Here is an 18,399-nt window from a genome sequence, read left to right on the forward strand (position 1 = left end):
CTCAGAAGTCCCCGCCGAGGTTTCGCAGTCCACTGATTACGCCCCGGCGCGGCCGCACGGCCACCTCGACGAGATCGCCGACCTGGAGTGTCTCGTACCTGCGTTGGCCGAGGTTGAGCCGCACGCTCGCGGGGGCGCGGCCGACGTCGAGGGTGCAGGAGTACTGCCAGGCGGGGGAGTTGGCGGGACGCGAGACGGCGCGGGGGTCGGCGCGCTGGACGGCCCTGAGGTGGGCGACTTTGCCCTGCAGGACCACGTATTTGGGCAGGCGGCGGCGGTAGAGCGCGCGGGCGGCGAGGGCGATGAGGACGACCGCGGGCAGGCCGAGGAAGACCACCGTGGTCGGCAGGGACAGGCGGTGCAGGTTCGCGGCCTCCTTGACGGAGCTCGCGGCGCACAGCGCGGCCAGGAACATCACGCCCAGGAACGGGGAGCGCGAGACGGTCTCGCTGTAGACCTCGCGGGAGTCGAGGTTGAGCGGGTGCCAGGAACCGCCGTGGTCCGACCAGATCTGGTGCGACGGCAGGGGGCTGAGTTGGCTCGGCGGCGCGGCTCGAGGATCAGGGGACTGAGCTGAAGCGGACTGGCCGGAGGGGAACCGGGCCGACGCGGCGACGAGGTGGCCGGGCTGTCGGCCGGCCGTGCGCAGTTCGGCCGCGCCGAGCGGGGTCACGCGGGCGCGCAGGACCGATGAGGCCGCGGCCGTGGCGAGCATTGCCGCCAGCAGGAAGGCGATGAGCGGCAGGAACGTCTTCACGCTCCAGTAGGACGCGAGGGCGGCGGCGATCAACGCGCTCGGCGCCAGGCCGGCGAGCAGCAGCGACCACCGCCGGAGTCCGCGCACGCTCGGTTGCAGCAGGCCGCGGGCGACCGCCTCTCGGCGCACCGCCCGGTCGAGTTCGCGCGGCCACGCCAGTGCCCTGCGATCCTCGTCGGCGCGCATCGCGGTGAGCGGGATCGGGGCGCGGCTCGGGCCGCAGCGCTGCAGCAGCAGGTCCAGCACCACGTCGAGGTACTCCGGCAGCAGCCGTTCGGCCGGGACCGCGGCCGGCCGGATCATCGCAGGGTTCTGGGAACTGGCGGGCACAAGTTCGACGACGCCGCGTTCGGCGAGTTCCAGGATCACCGTGTTGAGCAGGCGCGGGTCCTCGAACCGGCCGTCGGACTCCAGCGTGAGCAGCACGGCCGGGGGAGTCGGGCCGAGCGCGCGGCGGTCGCGCCGGCTCCGTCCGCGCAGCCGGAACGCGACCACGGCCGCGGCCCAGACTGCGGTGGCGCCGATGGCCAGGAACACGCTTGCCGGCATGGGCCCGTCCCCTCTGTTGCCGCGGTTCCGCCGGCGGCCCGGCGGAGCCCTGCGGGCAGCATAGGACGCCGGGAGGGCCGCCGGGGAGATCCGACGGTGAGGTGCGATCATGGGGGGCATGAGCAGTCTCGACCCGGTATCCCCGGCGGTCTCCCGCATCGCGCTCAGCCGCATCATGACGCAGGCCGACGTGAACCTCCTCGGCACGGTGCACGGCGGGGTGATGATGAAGCTGGTCGACGACGTCGCCGGACTCGTCGCCACCCGGCACAGCCTCGGGCCGGCCGTCACCGCGGCCATGGACGAGATGCTCTTCCGCTTCCCGGTGCACGTCGGGGACCTGGTGCACACCTACGCGCAGGTGAACTGGACCGGACGCACCTCGATGGAGGTCGGGGTGCGGGTGGAGGCAGAGCCCTGGAACGTGCCGGACCGTACTCCGGTGCACGTGGCCACCGCGTTCCTGGCCTTCGTCGCGATCGACGCGGAGGGCAAGCCGCGTTCGGTGCCGCCGCTGCGGCTGGAGTCCGCCGAGGACGAGCGCCGCTTCCACGAGGCGACGATCCGGCGCGAGCACCGGCTGGCCCGACGGACCGCGATCGCCCAGTCGCGCAAGGGAGAACCGGGCGTCTGAGCGCCGGCCTCGGCGGGGCGCTGCCCGGACGAGGGATGGCCCGCGGCCGCCTCGGCCCGCTATTGTCCGTCTCGCCATGGACGACAACGCGCATCTGACTCCGCAGCCCTCGATCTCCGTGATCATGCCGGTACTCGACGAGGAGCGGCACCTGGCCGAGGCGGTTCGGCACATCCTGAGCCAGGACTACCCGGGCGAGATCGAACTCGTCATCGCTCTCGGCCCCTCGAAGGACCGCACCGACGAGATCGCGGCCGGACTGTGCGCCGCGGACGCACGGGTGCGCACGGTGCCGAACCCGACCGGCAAGACCCCGGCCGGGCTCAACGCCGCGATCGCGGCGAGCCGGTACGAACTGGTCGTGCGGGTGGACGGGCACGGCCTGCTGGCCCCCGGCTACCTGCGCACGGCGGTGCGGCTGCTGGCCGAGACCGGTGCGGCGAACGTGGGCGGGGTGATGCACGCCGAGGGCCAGAGCGTGTTCGAACGCTCCGTCGCGGTGGCGATGACCTCGAAGCTGGGCGTGGGCAACGCGAAGTTCCACACCGGCGGCGAAGCGGGTCCGGCCGAGACGGTGTACCTGGGCGTGTTCCGGCGCGAGGTGCTGGAGAAGCAGCGCGGCTACAACGAGGCCTTCATCCGGGCGCAGGACTGGGAGCTGAACCACCGCATCCGCGAGGACGGGGGCCTGGTCTACTTCTCGCCCGAACTGCACGTCACCTACCGGCCGCGGCCGAGCGTACGAACCCTGGCCAGGCAGTACTTCGACTACGGCCGCTGGCGCCGCGTGGTGATGCGCACCCACGCCGGCACGGCCAGCCTGCGCTACCTGGCGCCGCCGATCGCGGTGCTCGCGGTCGTGCTCGGGACGGTGCTCGGACTGATCTCCTTCGCCACCGTGCCCTGGCTGGCCGTCGGATTCCTGCCGCCGGTCGGCTACCTGCTCGGGATCGGGCTCGGGTCGCTGCGGGAGAGCCGGGGGCAGGACGCGGCAGTGCGCTGGCGCCTGCCGCTGGTGCTGGCGACGATGCACTTCGCCTGGGGCTGGGGCTTTCTGACCTCGCCCAAGGCGCTCTACCGCTCGACGCTGTAGCCGTCCGGCGCCCGACGTCTCGACAGCGGAAACCCGCTACCGTACGCGCTCGGCCCGCTCGACCTCGGCGAGGCGCTCGAGCCGGGCCTCGTCCCCGCCGCGGGCCAGCACGACGGAGCCGCCGGAGACGAGCGGCGCGTACAGCCAGGAGATCAGGCCCTCGGCGTCGGCGGAGGTGTGCTCGGTCGAGATCAGCAGGCGGGCGCCCTCGGGGTACTTCGCCGCGGCCTCGGCGGCGGTCTCGAGCAGCTCACGATGCGTCAGGGCGGCCCCGTCGGCGGTGGCCAGGGCCGGGACGTCGGCGTTCGGCGGGTCCAGCGGGGAGAACCGGTCGCCGTGCGCGCGCACCTCGGCCACGTAGTCCAGGAAGCCCGCGGGCACGTCGGGGAACGGGCGGCCGAGCGGGAGCAGCGAAAGGGCGTAGCGTTCGCCGCGGCAGGCACGAGCGTAGTCGAGCTCTGCGTCGGCGGGTCCGGCCACTGCGAACCGGGCGCGGGCCGCGTCGCCCCAGGGTGCGAGGACCGCGGAGCACAGCAGCGGCGCCAGCCCCCACACGGCCGTCATCCAGTGCGGCGGCGCGGCCAGCAGGAACCGGCTGCCCGGGTCGGCCATGAGCTCGTCCTGGATCAGGTTGCCGGTCTTCGAGAGCCAGTTGTCCATCGTCGCGTAGGACAGCTCGACCCGTTCGCCGGTGCCGAAGTCGTGGAAGGTCAGGAACGGGCGCGGACCGTTGGCGGCCACCCGGGAACGCCAGAGTGCCGCCAGATCGCCGGGTACCGCGGAAGCCATAGCCATGGGCCAAGCCTACCGAGACCCCGCCGCGACCGGCCCTGATCTCCCGGCGGGCGAACCCGGCCTCCCGCCCGGCTCGCCAGGCTGAACGAACCCTTAGGCTGTGGCGCGTGACTGAGGCCAATCTGAAGGTCGACGGCGAGGCGAGCCACCCGGGGACGGACGCGCCGGCCGAGACCGGCGAGGCCGTCGTCGGGCGGCTGCCGCGTCGGCCGTGGCCGCGCGCGCTTCGGGGCCGGCGGCACCTGTGGGGCGTGGGCGCGGTGGCGCTGATGACGGCCGTACTGCAGGGCGCGCTCGGGATCCAGCAGTTCAAGCAGTACTACATGGGCGCGTACGACCTGGTCATCTTCGACCAGGCGATCCGCAACTACGCGCACGGGCACATGCCGGTCTCCGTGCTCAAGGACGTGCACGACGCGGCCCAGGTGATTCCCGGGTACGGACACACCTTCTCGATCCTGGGCGACCACTTCTCCCCGATCCTGGCCCTGGCCGCGCCGCTGTACTGGATCTGGAACAGCCCGATGGTGCTGCTGATCGCCCAGGCGCTGCTGTTCGGCGCGGCGGTGCCGAGCGTGTGGGCCTTCACCCGCCGCGCCGTGCGCGGGATCGCGCCGGACCGGTACGCGGTGCGGGTGGCCTACCTGGTCGCGGTCTCGTTCGGGATCAGCTGGCCGTTGCAGATGGCCAGTCAGGCCGGGTTCCACGAGGTCGGGTTCTTCGTGCTGCTCAGCGCGATCATGATCGAGCGCTACCAGGCCGGCCACCTGCGCGTGGCGATCGCCTGCGCGCTCGGGCTGCTGCTGGTCAAGGAGGACTGCGGCTACGTCGTCGCGGCGTTCGGACTGCTGCTGATGTGCAACCGGGACCGGGACCGGCGCCGGCGGGTGACCGGGGCCGTGCTCGCGCTCGTCGGGGTGGTCGCGGCGGTGGCGATCGAACGGTGGTGGCTGCCCGCGTTCGGCGCAAGGCCCGGCTACTACTGGTATTACGATCAGCTCGGCCCGAACCTGCCCTCGGCCGTGTGGAAGATCATCTCGGACCCGGTCTACGCCTTCGACATCGCGAGCCGGCCCGCCGACAAGGTGCACACGCTGCTTTTCCTGCTCTGGCCGCTGCTGTTCTGCTGCCTGCTCTCGCCGCTGAGCGTGCTGGCCCTGCCGCTCCTGCTCGAGCGGGCCTTCTCCAGCAAACCCGAACACTGGCGCACCGACCAGCACTACAACGCCTTCCTCGCGGTCATCCTGACCACGGCCGCGGTGGACGGCGTGGTGCGGCTGTGGGCGCTGGTCGCCCGGCTGCGCGAGCGCCGGGCGCCGGCGGCCGAACCGGCGGCGCGCACCGCCGGGCGCTGGGTCCTTGGCTGGTCCGGAGCGGTCCTGGTGTGCGCGGTGCTGATGGTCTTTCAGAGCCCCATGCCACTCGGTTCCGTCCTGTTTCCGAACGCGTGGCGGGCGAACGCGTTCACCGTGGCCGCGAACCGGGCAATTAACCAGGTACCGTCCGACGCCGGGTGTGTGGAGGCGGACAACGACATCGCCCCCCACCTCAGCAGCCGGACCGAAGTGCTGCTGCTCGACGCCGTTCCGCGCGGCTGTCCGTGGGTGGTGCTTCAGACCGCTACAGTTTCGTACCCGTTCAGCGGCCCGGCCGTCGAACTGGCTCGGGCACACTGGTTGGAGGCCGACGGCTATCAGCTAGTGTTCAGTTCCAACCAGGTATTTGTTTACCATCATCCGTAAGCATGGGCCGAAGTAACGCCCCGACTAGGAAGACTTCGTACCGTGGCTGAAGCGATCATGCTGGTCGGGGGCAAGGGAACCCGACTGCGCCCGCTCACTGTCAACACGCCGAAGCCGATGCTCGAGGTCGCCGGTGTACCGTTCCTCAGCCACATGCTGACGCGGGCGAAAGCCGCCGGGATCACACGCATCGTCTTCGCCACCGCCTACAAGCCGGAGGTGTTCGAGGAGTACTACGGCGACGGCTCGCGCTTCGGGCTCGAGATGGAGTACGTCCAGGAGGTCGAGCCGCTCGACACCGGCGGCGCCATCCGGAACGTGGCCGACCGGCTGCAGAGCGCACCCGGCGACCCGGTGATGATCTTCAACTCGGACATCCTCTCCGGTATGGATCTCGCCGCCCTGCTCGCCGAGCACGAGACCCGCGGCGCCGACGTGACGCTGCACCTGACCAAGGTGGCCGACCCGCGCGCCTTCGGGCTCGTGCCGACCGACCGTGACGGCTGGGTCACCGCGTTCCGGGAGAAGCCGCAGCGCCCCGAGGACATCGTCACCGACCAGATCAACGCGGGCTGCTACGTCTTCCGCCGCGAGATCATCGACGGCATCCCGACCGGCCGCCGGGTCTCGGTCGAGCGCGAGACCTTCCCCGGCCTGCTGGCCGCGGGATCGAAGGTGCTCGGCGTGGTGGAGCAGAGCTACTGGCTCGACCTCGGCACCCCTGGCGCGTTCGTGCGCGGCTCGGCGGACCTGGTGCTCGGCGCGATCACCTCGCCCGCGGTGCCCGAGTCCACCTGCCCGCGCTATCCGGAGGCCCTGGTGCTGGACGGCGCCGAGGTGGCCGAGTCGGTGAAGCTGGGCGCGGGCAGCACGGTCGGACAGGGCGCGCGGGTCGCGGCCGACGCCGCCGTGTACGGCTCGGTGCTCGGCGCCGGCTCGTCCGTCGGCGAGGGCGCGGTGCTGCGCGACTCGATCGTCGGGCGCGGTGCCCGGATCGGTGCCGGCACGGTGCTCGAGGGCGTCGTCGTGGGCGACGGCGCGAGCGTCGGCGCAGGCAACGAACTGCTCCAGGGTGTGCGCGTGTCCTGCGACGCCGTCATCCCGGACTCCTCCGTGCGCTTCAGCCACGACCCGAGCTGAGCGGCGGGCTCCCCGATCCACTCCAGGACCCTGCTTCCGGCGCAGCGCACCGCCGCGCCGCAGGCCCCGATCGTCACGACGGGCGAGGCGGACGCCGCCTCGGTCGTCGTGACGGGCGTACCCGCCCAGATCGCCCGGACGCTGCGGATGCAGCGGCACGGCGCCGCCGACCCGACACACCGGGTCGAGTACGGCCCCGACGACGGTCCGGTGCGCGCGGTCTGGCGCACCGCGTTGACGGTGCAGGGCCCTGGCACGCTGCGGGTGCGGCCGCGCGAGAACGACGAGGTGGAGCTCACGGCCTGGGGTCCGGGTGCGCACTGGCTGCTCGAGCAGGGCCCCGCGCTGCTCGGCGCGCACGACGACCTGACCGGCTTCGCCGAGGTGGCGGCCCGGCACCCGCTGCTCGCCGACGCGCACCGGCGCCGCCCGCAGTTCCGACTCTCCCGCTGCGGCCAGGTGCTCCAGTCGCTGATCCCCTCGATCCTGGAGCAGAAGGTCACCACCACCTCCGCGCACGACGCGTGGCGGCAGCTGGTCTACCGCTACGGCACCGCGGCCCCCGGTCCGCAGGAGTTGCCGCGCGGCCTGCGGGTCCCCCCGACGCCGCGGGCCTGGATGATGATCCCGTCCTGGGAGTGGCGTCGGGCCGAGGTGGACGGCAAGCGCGCCGAGACCGTCATCCGCGCCTGCCAGCGCGCGGCCGCGATCGAGCGGCTGGCCGCGCTGCCGGTGGACGAGGCGGCCGCCAAGCTCCAGACGATCCAGGGCATCGGCCCGTGGACCGCCGCCGAGACGCTCCAGCGCAGCCACGGCGCGCCCGACCTGGTCAGCGTCGGCGACCTGCACCTGCCCCGGCTGATCTGCGGGCTGCTGGGCGACCCGGCGGACCGGTCGTACGACGACGCGAAGATGCTGGCGCTGCTCGAACCCTTCGGCCCGCATCGCCAACGGGCCGTCAGACTGCTGCTGCAGAAGCGTTAATCGCAGCCGCCTTAGCCGCAGGCGCCTTCAGCGCCGCAGCAGGAAGCCCTGCACGTCGCGCGGCGTCCGGTCCGGCGCGGGGGCGGCCGGATGGCCCACCGCGACGCAGCCCATCGGATCCCAGTGCTCGGGCAGGTCGAGTACCGCGCGCACGGTCGGGCGGCAGAACATGGACGAGGAGATCCAGGCCGCGCCCAGTCCCTCCACGGCCAGCGTCACCAGCAGGTTCTCGATCGCGGCGCCGGTGGAGACCAGGAACATCTCCCGCTCGAAGCCGTTGCGCCGGGCGTCCGGGTAGGTGTGCGAGCCCTCCATCGTCAGGCAGGGCACGAGCAGCACGGGGGCGCCGCGCAGGACGTCGCCGCGGCGGGTGCGGCGCACGATCGCAGTCTCGCTGAAGCCGTCCGCTCGCAGGTCGGCGATCCAGTTCTCGAGCATCGCGTCCAGCAGCCGCTTCTGCACCTCCGGGGTGCGTACCTCGACGAAGCTCCACGGCGTGGTGTGGTGCGGTGCGGGCGCGGTGACGGCCGCGGCGACGGCGCGCTCGACCGCGTCCACGGACACCGGCTCGTCGGTGAAGGATCTGATGGTGCGTCGGGCGGCCACCGCCTCGGACCGGCCCAGCGCACGCGCCTCGGCCGTGCCCAAGGAGAACAGGTCCTGCTCGCTCGGCCGCAGCAACGCCTTCGCGCCGGGGCCCGGGTCCGCGGTCACCAGCGCGGACAGCCCACGCACCACCGCCACCGGCACGCCGCCGAGCTTGCCCTTGACCAGTTCGCCGGCCGAGGCCAGCTCGTCCGCCCAGGCCGTCACGGTCACCGCGAGTTCGTTGCCGTGCGAGTCGCGGGCGCCGCGCAGGTCCTGAACCGGCATCAGATACGCCGCGCCGATGGCCTGGTCGACCAGCCCGGCCCGCCATACCCGGCCGAAGGTGTCGGAGACGATCACCCCGACCCGCACGCCGTACGCGCGGGCGAGGGCGTCCGAGAGCTCCCGGGCGCTGCGGTCCGGGTCCTCGGGCAGCAGCAGCACCGTGCCGGGCTCGGTGTTCGAGGCGTCCACCCCGGCCGCGGCCATGACCAGGCCGAGCCGGTTCTCCACGATCCGCAGGTTCTCCCGGCGGGCGACCAGGCGCACGCTCTCCTCGTCGATCGCCGCCTCCCGGTCCGCGGCCCGGCGCAGCCGGTTCTCCGCCTTCGAGACGATCTTCGAGGTGACCACCAGGATGTCGCCCTCGGCCAGCTCGCACGCCTCGCCGATCAGCGCGGCGAGGTCCTCGCCCGGGCGCACCTCGGGCAGCCCGGCGACCGGCAGGACGGTGATCGCGGCGCCGCTCATCGGGCCAGCTCCGCCGCGAACTCCAGGGCCGTGCGGGCCATCGCCGCGGTCGTCTCCCGATCCGTCATCAGCAGCGGGATGGCGCGGCAGGCGATGCCGCCCTGCTCGACCGCCTCGACGTGCGCGGCGTCGGTCTCGTGCACCAGCCAGCCGTCGAGCAGGTCGGCCCCGTGGTACGCCGCCACCGCGGACGGGCTGGTCCGCACGCCCACCGCGGCCAGCACCTTGTCCGCCATGCCGCGCACCGGAGCGTCGCCGATGATCGGGGAAAGCCCCACCACCGGGGCCGAGGCCGCGGTGAGGGCGCCGCGGATCCCGCCGCCGGGCAGGCCGGAGCCCACGGCCAGGATCGAGCCGATCGAGACGACCGGGTTGGACGGCGGCAGCAGCACCACGTCCGCGGCGGCGATCGCCTCGAGCACCCCGGGGGCCGGCTTGGCCTCGTCGGCGCCCACGAACACGATCTCCCGGGCGGCCGGGGCGTGCAGGCGCACCCAGTACTCCTGGAAGTGCACGGCCCGGCGCCCCTCGGCGTCCTCGAGCACGACGTGCGTCTCGGCGCGGTCGTCGGTAGCCGGCAGCAGCCGCACCCCCGGCTTCCAGCGAGCGCACAGCGCCTCGGTCACCGCGGAGAGCGGGTAGCCGGCCTCGAGCATCTGCGTGCGCACCAGGTGGGTGGCGATGTCCTTGTCCCCGAGGGTGAACCAGTCCGGGCCCACGCCGTACTCGGCCAGCTCCCTGGCCACCCCGAAGCTCTCGTCCTCGCGCCCCCAGCGCTGCTCCGGGTGGATGCCGCCGCCGAGCGTGTACATCACCGTGTCCAGGTCCGCGCACACGCGCAGGCCGTGCAGGGTGATGTCGTCCCCGACGTTCCCGACCACCGTCACCTCGGCCTCCGGCGCGGCCGCGAGCAGACCCTCGAGGAAACGCGCTCCGCCGACCCCGCCGGCCAGCACCGTGATCTTCATTCCGCTGGTGTTCACGCTTCGAGCTTAGGCCACCTTATGCCGCGTCAGATCTCGGGCCGGATCTCGGGTCGGATCTCGGGTCAGCCCTCGGCCGTGGCCTCCACCACCACGTACAGGCCGGGCCCGACCGCCGCGACCGCCCGGGGCCGGGCCGAGGGGGCGAGGACCAGCACGCCCTCGGGGCCGGCCCGGTGCACCCGGGCGCGGGTGCCGGGGGGCAGCAGGTACGCGGCGCGCAGCATGATCAGCTCGGCCTCGTCGGCTCCAGCCCCGGCGGCGGACTCCGCGGCCAGGGACGCCGCGATCGCCGCGGCCGCCTTGCCGAGCCGGGCCGAGCTCGCCGCGGGCGCCCGCACCGGGCCGAGCTGCGGGTGCGGCTGCGCGTCGTGCAGCACCGCGGCGAGGTCGGGCGTGATGGTGGGGGCGAGAGCGGAGGTGTTCGCGAAGGTGAACGCGGACATGCGCGGAGTTCCCGTCTGGAGTGGCCGGCTGATCGCGGGGGAGGATCCCGTCCACGCGCCTGCGCCCGGACGGGTCAGCTACAGCGACGACAACAGCTGGGGAAGCTGGCGAAACTCACGGCGGGCATGCTCGCGCCGCGCGTCGGCCGATCGGCCGCGCGTCCGGCGAAAAGGGCATACCGCTCGCTCATGATGCGTAGAGGCTAGCACGCAACGCCGCCGCGGCGGATGCGGATGCGCGGATCCACTCGGTGCCGAACGGCGAGTCGACAAATGGTTGTTCACTCGTATGGGTGCAATTGATTCCGGCAACTGCTTTGGACCCGGGTTTCCGCGCCCGTCACGGCGCCGCAGGTGGCGCCGCGCCTTCGCCGGGCCCGGCGGCCCGCTCCCCGCTGCTCCCTCCGAGTGAATCAGGCCTCCGCTATCAGATCGCGGCTTGACGCCCTGGGAACGACGCGCGTGTAATTTCCCTCAGACCACCGGAATGTGACGACCCGTCACCAAGAGTGGTCTTCGAGGGCGGGTGGCGAGCGGTGGCGTTATGGCGCGCATCGGCCCGGAGCACGACGAGAACGGACGAGGACGGGAGGCGAGGACGATGACCGAGGTCTTCCCGCTGTTCGGCGGTTTCGACGAGGAGATCAGCTGGCAGGAGCGTGCGCTGTGCGCGCAGACCGACCCTGAGTCCTTCTTTCCGGAGAAGGGCGGCTCCACCCGTGAGGCCAAGCGCGTGTGCCTGGCCTGCGAGGTCAAGGCCGAGTGCCTGGAGTACGCGCTCGCGCACGACGAGCGGTTCGGCATCTGGGGCGGGCTTTCCGAACGTGAACGCCGACGGCTCAAGAAGAAGGCCGCCTAGGCCCGCTTCGGCGGGCCGGCCGGACGGCCCGGCCGGCGCCGGGTCGGCCGGAGCGGCGCCGGTCCCGACGCGCATGTCCTGGTTTGGTCACGGCCAGACGTCGGATATGCCGATGAATGAGGACAATATGCCCGGCCCAGCCCCGGTTTCCGGGTTCTTCTACTAGGGTGAGGCAACCGCCGCTCCGCGCGGATCGCGCGGAAGCTGGGGTGTCAACCGCCGTCGAGACCCGGGCCTCGTATGTCACAGTTCGCACCGCCGCCGCGCATCCGCGCGTCCGCAGCAAACCCGCACGAGGCGCTGCGCCGCCACGTCGTCACGGCCGTCTTGGTCAGCCACGACGGCGAGCGCTGGCTGCCCGCCGTGCTCGACGCGCTACTCGGCCAGCAGCGGCCGGTCCAGCGCGTCGTCGCCGTGGACACCGGTTCCCGCGACCGCTCCGCCGACCTGCTGCGCTCCGCGCTCGGGCCGGACGCCGTGCTCGAGCGCAAGCGCTCCACCGGCTACGGCTCCGCCGTGGCCTTCGGTCTGAAGAACTCCGCGCCGGTCGGCTACGACGAGTTCGGCTACGACGCGCCCGCCCCGGTGGAGTGGGTCTGGCTGCTGCACGACGACTCCGCCCCCTCCGCCGACTGCCTCGGCCAGCTGCTGCTGACCGCCGAGGAATACGCCGAGGCGCACCCGCAGGAGCAGGTCGCCGTCGTCGGCCCCAAGGTGCACGGCTGGTATGACAAGCGCCAGCTGCTCGAGGTCGGCGTCACCGTGGCCAGCAACGGCCGGCGCTGGACCGGACTCGAGCGCGGTGAGCACGACCAGGGCCAGTACGACGAAGTACGCCCGGTGCTCTCGGTCGGCTCGGCCGGCATGCTGGTGCGCCGGGACGTGTGGGACACGCTCAAGGGCTTCGACCGCGCCGTCTCGCTCTTCCGCGACGACCTCGACTTCTGCTGGCGGGCCAACAACGCCGGCTACAAGGTGCTCGTCGCCCCCGAGGCGGTCATCCGGCACGCCGAGGCCGCCGCGCGCGAGCGGCGCCGGGTGGACGCCGGACCCAACCGGCCGCACCTGCTCGACCGGGCCCACGCGCTCTACACCGTCGCGGTCAACCGGCCCAGCCTGTTCTGGCCGGGGCTGTACCTGCGCCTGCTGGTGGGCACCTTCTTCCGGGTGCTCGGCCACCTGATCGCCAAGAGTCCGGGCAAGGCCTCGGACGAGCTGTTCGCCATGCTCGGCTTCGCCGCCCGGCCGGACCGGATACTGCGGGGCCGCGCGGCCCGACGCAAGACCCGCGAGGCCGACCCGCTCGAGGTCGCCCAGCTGATGCCCCCGCGCTGGGCGCTGAGCCGGGCCGCGATCGACTCCATCTGGACCCAGATCCGGGGCGACGCCGCCCTCGACGGCGGGGTCACCGCCTCCCGGCACGGCTCGGCCGAGACGGGCCCGGTCTCCGAGGAGTCCGAGTCCCTCGAGACCGACTCGCTGGCCGTCATCAAGAAGCTGCTGCGCCAGCCGATCGTCGCGGTCGGCCTCGGTCTGAGCGCCGTCGCGCTGATCGCCGGACACAGCCTGCTGTTCGGCGGCAGCCTGGCCGGCGGCGCGCTGCTGCCCACCCCGGGCGGCGCCTCGGACCTGTGGCACGAGTACCTGGCCGGCTGGCACGGGGTGGGCCTGGGCACCAACGCCACCGCCCCCGCGTACGTCGGCCTGGTCGCGCTGCTGAGCACGATCCTGTTCGGCAAGGCCAGCCTGGCCGTGCTGGTCCTGCTGCTCGGCTCGGTCCCGCTGGCCGGCCTGAGCGCTTCCTACGCCTTCCGCCGGATCACCGACTCGCACGTGCTGCGGCTGTGGGGCGGCTACGCCTACGGCCTGCTCGCCGTCTCCCTCGGCGCGATCGCCACCGGCCGGCTCGGCTCAGCGGTGGCGGTGGCGGTGCTGCCGCTGATCGTCACCAGCGCGGCCAACGCGGTCGGCGGCCCGGGCCGGGTCGGGTCCACCCGCTCCGCCTGGACCTGCGGCTTCCTGCTGCTGCTGGCCACCGCGTTCGCGCCGGTGGTGTGGCTGCTCGCCGCCTTCGTCGGCCTGATCTCGCTGGTGACCGTGGGCTGGCGGGCCCGGTCGAACGTGCTCGTGGTGGCGATCCGGATGGGCGTCATCCTGGCCACCCCGATGGTGGTGCTCTCCCCCTGGTCGCTCACCCTGATCAAGCACCCGGGCGACTTCCTGGTCGAGATCGGCGCCTCCGGCTACGGCCTGTCCTCGCCCGCCCCGACCTCGCTCGGCCTGCTGCTCGGCGACCCGGGCGGCCCGGGCACCTACCCGTACTGGTTCGGCGCCGGACTGCTGCTGACCGCGCTGGCCGCGCTGCTGCGCGGCACCCGCCGCCGGGTGGTGGTCTCCGCGTGGATGGTCACCCTGCTCGGCTACTTCTCGGCTCTCGTGCTCACCCGCATGACGGTCACCCCGTCCGGCTCGGCCCTGGCCGTGGTGCCGTGGCCCGGAGTGTCGGTCGCGCTGCTCGGCTTCGGCCTGATCACCGCGACCGTGGTCGGCGCCGAGGGCGCGCGGGAGCGGATCGCGGGCGCCGAGTTCGGCTGGCGCCAGCCGCTGACCGTGCTGGTGACCGGCGCCGCGGTGCTCTTCCCCGCGGCCGCCGGCGGCTGGTGGCTGCTGCACGGCGCGGCCGGCCCGATCGGCCGGGTCAACGCGGGCCTGCCGCAGTACCTCGCGGCCGAGGACCTCGGCCCCGGCCAGCTGCGCACGCTGACTCTGACCGGCGGTGCGAACGGCACCGTCGCCTACTCCATCGCCCGCGGCTCCGGCGCCTCCCTCGGCTTGGCCGACATCCGCCTCACCTCGTCCGAGAACACCCAGCTCGACACGCTCGTCGGCAAGCTGCTCTCGGGTAGCGGGGGCGACGCGGCGCAGGGCCTGGCCGACCTCGACATCGGCTACGTCTGGGCGTCCTCGTCCGTGCCGGTCGGCATCGAGCGCGCGCTCAACGCCACCTCGGGGCTGACCGAGCAGGCCCTCGGCACCTCGAGCAACGCCGGCGGCTCCGAGTACTGGCAGGTCAACGGCGGCGTCGGCCGGGTCATGCTGCAGGACGCCAAGGGTGACGCGGTCACCCTGGCGTACGCGTGCAACGGCACCGCGCCGACCGGCCCGAACACCGCCTGCTCGCAGGACGTGGCCGCCTCGGTGCAGGTGGCCGGCGGCGCGAGCGGCCGGGTACTGGTGCTGGCCGAGCAGGCCGACGGCGGCTGGACCGCCAAGGAGGACGGTCAGACGCTGACCCCGGTCAGCCGGTCCGACGGCCTGCAGGCCTGGTCGATCTCGGGCGACCCGGGCACGATCACGATCGGCTACCAGTCCTACACCCACTCGATCTGGCTGATCGGCGAGGCCGTGCTGTTCGCCGCGGCGCTGATCATGGCGCTGCCCTTCGGCCGCCGTCCCGAGGACGAGCCGGACGAGGAGGACGTGTACGCCGAGGCGGCCGAGGAGAACGAGGCCGAGCAGGCCCGGCTCGGCCGGCGCAGCCGGACCCGCGAAGCCGAGGAGCCCGAGCCGCAGTTCGAGGAGCCCAGGCCCGCGCGCGAGCCCGAGCCCGCCGTGGTGATGCCCGCCCAGGCGCAGGCCCCGGCCGCGGAGAGCTACCAGGCGCCGGCGTACGAGGCCGGATACGGCGCGTACCAGGCGCCCGGTTACGACACCGACGACGCGTACGCGGACGAGACGCAGCAGTACGGCGGCGAGCGGCAGTACGCCGAGGCGCAGCAGTACGGCGACGAGCGCCAGCTCACCGAGAGCGGGTCGTACCAGGCCCCTGTGTACGAGACGGCCGAGGCGTTCATCGAGCCCGAGCAGTACGACAGCGGCGCGTACCCGAGCGGCGAATACGGCTACGAACAGCAGGAGACTGCCGCCGGATACGGCTACGAGCAGCCCGGGCAGCAGTACCAGCAGGCGCCTTACGAGCAGCCGGGTGCCTACGAGCAGTCGGGCGCGTACGAGCAGTCGGGCGCGTACGAGCAGCCGCAGCAGCAGTACGACACGTACGAGCCCTACGCGCAGCAGCCGGGCTACGGCCAGCAGGGATATGCCGAGGGCTACGGCTACGACGCGGCCCCGCAGCAGCAGTCCGGCTACGAGCAGCAGGGTTACGACCAGCAGGGCTACGAGCAGCAGCCCGGTTACGACCAGCAGACCGGTTACGACCAGCCGCAGCAGCAGGGCTACCCGCAGCAGGGCTACGACCAGGGCGGCTACGACCCGTACGCCGAGCCCTACCCGCAACAGCAGTACTCCGAGCAGTACGGCGAACCACCGGCACCGCAGGCACCCCAGCCCGAGCAGGCCGAGCAGTACCCGGAGTTCGAGCAGTATCCGGCGGGATACGGCCCGTCTGAGCAGCAGCACGGTCAGGAAGGGTGGGGCCGGTGAGCGAGAACCAGCCCAAGCAGAGCCGGCTCGGCCCGGTCGCCGGCGTCGGCCGGCGGATCCAGGTGGCGGGCGTCGTCATCATCGCCATCCTGGTGGGCCTCGGCTACGGCTACGCCCGCCCGGCCGCGTCCGCGTCCACCGCGCACAGCGCGCTGAGCGCCACCACCAGCCCGGTGGACAGCGCCGAAGTCGTCTGCCCGGTGGTCAAGGACCTCAAGAACACGAACATCACCACGTTCACCCCCACCACCGTCGCCGGCACCGGCACCGCGGTCGAGACGGTCACCCAGCTCTCCCAGTCGAGCAGTTCCGGCCAGTCCAAGACCATCCTGACCGCGGGCGCGCCGGGCACGCTCGCCTCGGCCCAGGGCGTCAGCGGCTCCTCGCTCTCCATCAACGACCCGTCCGACCCGGTCGTGGCCAAGGTGAGCGGCCCCGACGCCCCCGGCTTCACCGTCACCGAGTCGCTGGCCGGCGGCTCCGGCGCCGAGGCCGGTGTGGCCTCGGAGAACTGCGGCAGCCCGGACACCGACTTCTGGTTCACCGGCCTCGGCACCGACAAGGACCCGTTCGCCCTGCTCAACCTGGTGAACGCGGACTCCATCCCGGCCAGCGTGAACATCACGGTCTACACCACCAACGGCGCGCTGACCGGCAACAGCGCCACCGCCCTGCAGGGCGTGACGCTCACGGCCGGCTCCGAGAGCTACGAGCTCATCTCCACCCTGGCCGGCAACCAGAACGCGCCCTACGCGGTGCACGTGGTGGCCACGGTCGGACGCGTCTCGGCGGCGGTGCTCGACTACGACGGCGACAACACCGGCCGCGGCCGCGACTTCATCGGCGCGCAGAAGGCCGCGAGCACCCTGGTGATGCCCGGCATCCCGCAGGCCGAGGACAACGAGAAGGTCGAGCTGAGCCTGCTCGCCCCGGACGGCCCCGCCTCGGTGTCGCTGCGCTGGGTCGGCAAGTCCACCATCACCCCGGCCACCGGCTCGTTCTCCGGCGAACTCGACGAGGGCAAGGTCACCACGGTGGACCTGAGCACGGTCGCCAACGCCGGGGAGTACGCCGCGCTCGAGGTGTGCGGCTCCTCCAGCGGGGCCAACCAGTGCCTGCCGGTCACCGGGGACAACGGCCCCACCGACGTCGTCGGCGAGGTCGAGATCACCCAGTCCGACAACTCGGGCCAGGACACCGCCTACATCACCCCGGTCTCGGCCCTGACCGGCGACGGCATCGTGGCCGACAACCCGCTGGCCTCGGTGCTCACGCTCACCAACACCGGCACGAGCACGGCGACGGTGAAGGTCACGCTGACCCCCAACGGCAAGTCGCCCACCCCCGTCACCAGCACGGTCACGGTCCCGGCCGGCACCACCGTGGCCCAGCCGCTGACCACGCCCAAGGGCGCCTCGGACTACGCGCTCACGGTCACCCCGGTCAGCGGCAGCGTGTACGCGGCCCGGATCGCCGGAACCGGCCACCAGCTGACCATCCAGTCGATGAGCACCGCGGCCGAGACGGTGACGATCCCGGCGGTCGACCAGGACGTCTCCGGACTGGTGCCGCAGAACTAGGCAGGAACCAGGCAACCCCCGGCCCTCCCGGCGCCCATACGGCGCCCCCGGGCCCCCGACGGCCCGTCAGCACCGCGCTGACGGGCCGTCGGGCTGACCGGCCGTCAGCGTACGGCTGGCACGCCGGCTGAGGCGTACGGCCGCGCGTGCGCCCCCGCGGCTCAGTCCTCGTCCGTCTCCGGGTCGATCACGTCCGGGTCCAGCCCGAGCAGCTCGGCCACCTGCTCCACCACGACCTCGTACACCAGCGGCACCAGTTCGGCCTGCGTCGCCGCCCGCACCTCCGTGGGGCGGCGGTAGACCACGATCCGGTCCGGCTCCCCGCGCGCCGCGCGGATCGCCCGGCCCAGCGGCACCGGGTCGGCCGACCAGTACTCCGCCCCCGGCGGCGGCACCTGCTCCACCGCGAACTCGACCGCGGCCAGCTGCGGCCAGCGCTGCTCGAGCCGCTCCACCGCGTCCAGGACCAGGTCGTCGAACTTCTCCGCCCGGGTCAGGCTGAGCGGAAGGTCGGCCGGAGCCAGCGGTCCGCGCAGGCCGCGCCCCCGGCGGTCGCGCGTCTTGCGCCGCCGCGGCTGGCCCGGCTGACCCGGCGGCGGCGTGGCCGATCCCGACTTACTGTGCACGCCACCGACAGTAATACACCGGACGCAGCTGGGCGTGCGCCATTACCCCGGACGCGGTCCGGCCCCGGGCCACCGGGCGCGCGGACGGGCCCGTGCATCGAGAACGACGGGCGCGGCGTATGGCCGCCCGGCCCCCTATCGCAATACACTCGCGCACGTGAGTCTTGTCCGTCGCTGTTCGCGCACCGCCTGTGGTCGCCAGGCAGTGGCCACGCTGACCTACGTCTACGCGGACTCGACCGCGGTCCTCGGGCCGCTCGCCACCTTCGCCGAGCCGCACTGCTACGACCTGTGCGCCGAGCACTCCGAGCGCCTGACCGCGCCCCGCGGCTGGCAGATCGTCAGACTCTCCCCGCCGGAGAACGGGCGCCGCGCCCCGTCCACCGACGACCTCGAAGCACTGGCCATCGCCGTGCGCGAGGCCGCCCGC

The 18,399-nt window shown here is 73.1% G+C and carries 15 protein-coding genes; 9 read left to right on the forward strand and 6 right to left on the reverse strand.

Annotation, left to right across the window (positions count from 1 at the left end):
• Position 1: 1 nt before the first annotated feature.
• The gene (locus KDL01_RS17570; protein WP_212529599.1) at positions 2 to 1,306 is read right to left on the reverse strand and encodes a hypothetical protein; all 1,305 of its coding nucleotides are present in this window, start codon (positions 1,304 to 1,306) and stop codon (positions 2 to 4) included.
• A 109-nt stretch (positions 1,307 to 1,415) separates the two neighbouring features.
• Between KDL01_RS17570 and KDL01_RS17575 the strand changes: the two genes are divergently transcribed.
• Together KDL01_RS17575 and KDL01_RS17580 are read left to right on the forward strand one after the other, a co-directional pair.
• Positions 1,416 to 1,940, forward strand: coding sequence for an acyl-CoA thioesterase (locus KDL01_RS17575; RefSeq protein WP_438801964.1), 525 nt, complete (start codon positions 1,416 to 1,418; stop codon positions 1,938 to 1,940).
• 76 nt (positions 1,941 to 2,016) lie between these two features.
• On the forward strand, positions 2,017 to 3,033 hold the full coding sequence (locus tag KDL01_RS17580; RefSeq protein WP_212529601.1) for a glycosyltransferase family 2 protein: 1,017 nt from the start codon (positions 2,017 to 2,019) through the stop codon (positions 3,031 to 3,033).
• 36 nt (positions 3,034 to 3,069) lie between these two features.
• Here KDL01_RS17580 and KDL01_RS17585 read toward each other — a convergent pair whose 3' ends face one another.
• The gene (locus KDL01_RS17585) at positions 3,070 to 3,828 is read right to left on the reverse strand and encodes a TIGR03089 family protein (protein ID WP_212529602.1); all 759 of its coding nucleotides are present in this window, start codon (positions 3,826 to 3,828) and stop codon (positions 3,070 to 3,072) included.
• A 107-nt stretch (positions 3,829 to 3,935) separates the two neighbouring features.
• Here KDL01_RS17585 and KDL01_RS17590 point away from each other — a divergent pair, with 107 nt between their 5' ends.
• The 3 genes from KDL01_RS17590 (at position 3,936) to KDL01_RS17600 (ending at position 7,694) form a co-directional block, all read left to right on the forward strand.
• Positions 3,936 to 5,570 carry a DUF2079 domain-containing protein gene (locus KDL01_RS17590; protein WP_212529603.1) on the forward strand — a complete coding sequence of 545 codons (1,635 nt, stop codon included), beginning with the start codon at positions 3,936 to 3,938 and terminating at the stop codon, positions 5,568 to 5,570.
• 57 nt (positions 5,571 to 5,627) lie between these two features.
• Positions 5,628 to 6,710, forward strand: a complete 1,083-nt coding sequence (gene manB / locus KDL01_RS17595) for a mannose-1-phosphate guanylyltransferase (protein ID WP_246576571.1) — start codon at positions 5,628 to 5,630, stop codon at positions 6,708 to 6,710.
• Between the two features lie 108 nt (positions 6,711 to 6,818).
• Complete coding sequence (locus tag KDL01_RS17600; protein WP_212529605.1) at positions 6,819 to 7,694, forward strand: DNA-3-methyladenine glycosylase family protein; 876 nt, start codon at positions 6,819 to 6,821, stop codon at positions 7,692 to 7,694.
• Positions 7,695 to 7,721: 27 nt separating this feature from the next.
• Here KDL01_RS17600 and KDL01_RS17605 read toward each other — a convergent pair whose 3' ends face one another.
• From KDL01_RS17605 to KDL01_RS17615, 3 genes are all read right to left on the reverse strand, one after another.
• Positions 7,722 to 9,032, reverse strand: a complete 1,311-nt coding sequence (locus tag KDL01_RS17605) for a coenzyme F420-0:L-glutamate ligase (protein WP_212529606.1) — start codon at positions 9,030 to 9,032, stop codon at positions 7,722 to 7,724.
• Positions 9,029 to 10,000: a 2-phospho-L-lactate transferase gene (cofD, locus tag KDL01_RS17610; protein ID WP_212529612.1), complete on the reverse strand. Its 972-nt coding sequence runs from the start codon at positions 9,998 to 10,000 to the stop codon at positions 9,029 to 9,031. The genes KDL01_RS17605 and cofD overlap by 4 nt, the downstream gene beginning before the upstream one ends.
• A gap of 80 nt (positions 10,001 to 10,080) precedes the next feature.
• On the reverse strand, positions 10,081 to 10,461 hold the full coding sequence (locus KDL01_RS17615; RefSeq protein ID WP_212529607.1) for a hypothetical protein: 381 nt from the start codon (positions 10,459 to 10,461) through the stop codon (positions 10,081 to 10,083).
• A gap of 601 nt (positions 10,462 to 11,062) precedes the next feature.
• Here KDL01_RS17615 and KDL01_RS17620 point away from each other — a divergent pair.
• The 3 genes from KDL01_RS17620 (at position 11,063) to KDL01_RS17630 (ending at position 17,343) form a co-directional block, all read left to right on the forward strand.
• The gene (locus KDL01_RS17620) at positions 11,063 to 11,320 is read left to right on the forward strand and encodes a WhiB family transcriptional regulator (protein ID WP_034267527.1); all 258 of its coding nucleotides are present in this window, start codon (positions 11,063 to 11,065) and stop codon (positions 11,318 to 11,320) included.
• 240 nt (positions 11,321 to 11,560) lie between these two features.
• Positions 11,561 to 15,763 carry a glycosyltransferase gene (locus tag KDL01_RS44605; protein ID WP_212529608.1) on the forward strand — a complete coding sequence of 1,401 codons (4,203 nt, stop codon included), beginning with the start codon at positions 11,561 to 11,563 and terminating at the stop codon, positions 15,761 to 15,763.
• Positions 15,760 to 17,343 (forward strand): DUF5719 family protein, encoded by a 1,584-nt coding sequence (locus KDL01_RS17630; RefSeq protein ID WP_212529609.1) that lies wholly within the window; start codon positions 15,760 to 15,762, stop codon positions 17,341 to 17,343. The genes KDL01_RS44605 and KDL01_RS17630 overlap by 4 nt, the downstream gene beginning before the upstream one ends.
• 161 nt (positions 17,344 to 17,504) lie before the next feature.
• Here the strand turns inward: KDL01_RS17630 and KDL01_RS45270 are convergent, their stop codons facing one another.
• Positions 17,505 to 17,969, reverse strand: coding sequence for a metallopeptidase family protein (locus KDL01_RS45270; protein ID WP_307846382.1), 465 nt, complete (start codon positions 17,967 to 17,969; stop codon positions 17,505 to 17,507).
• Between the two features lie 157 nt (positions 17,970 to 18,126).
• On the opposite strand from KDL01_RS45270, the gene KDL01_RS44610 reads away from it, so the two are divergent.
• A partial coding sequence (locus KDL01_RS44610; RefSeq protein ID WP_212529610.1) for a DUF3499 domain-containing protein occupies positions 18,127 to 18,399 on the forward strand: 273 nt, incomplete at its 3' end.

The organism is Actinospica durhamensis, from assembly GCF_018139695.1.
GTDB lineage: Bacteria > Actinomycetota > Actinomycetes > Streptomycetales > Catenulisporaceae > Actinospica > Actinospica durhamensis.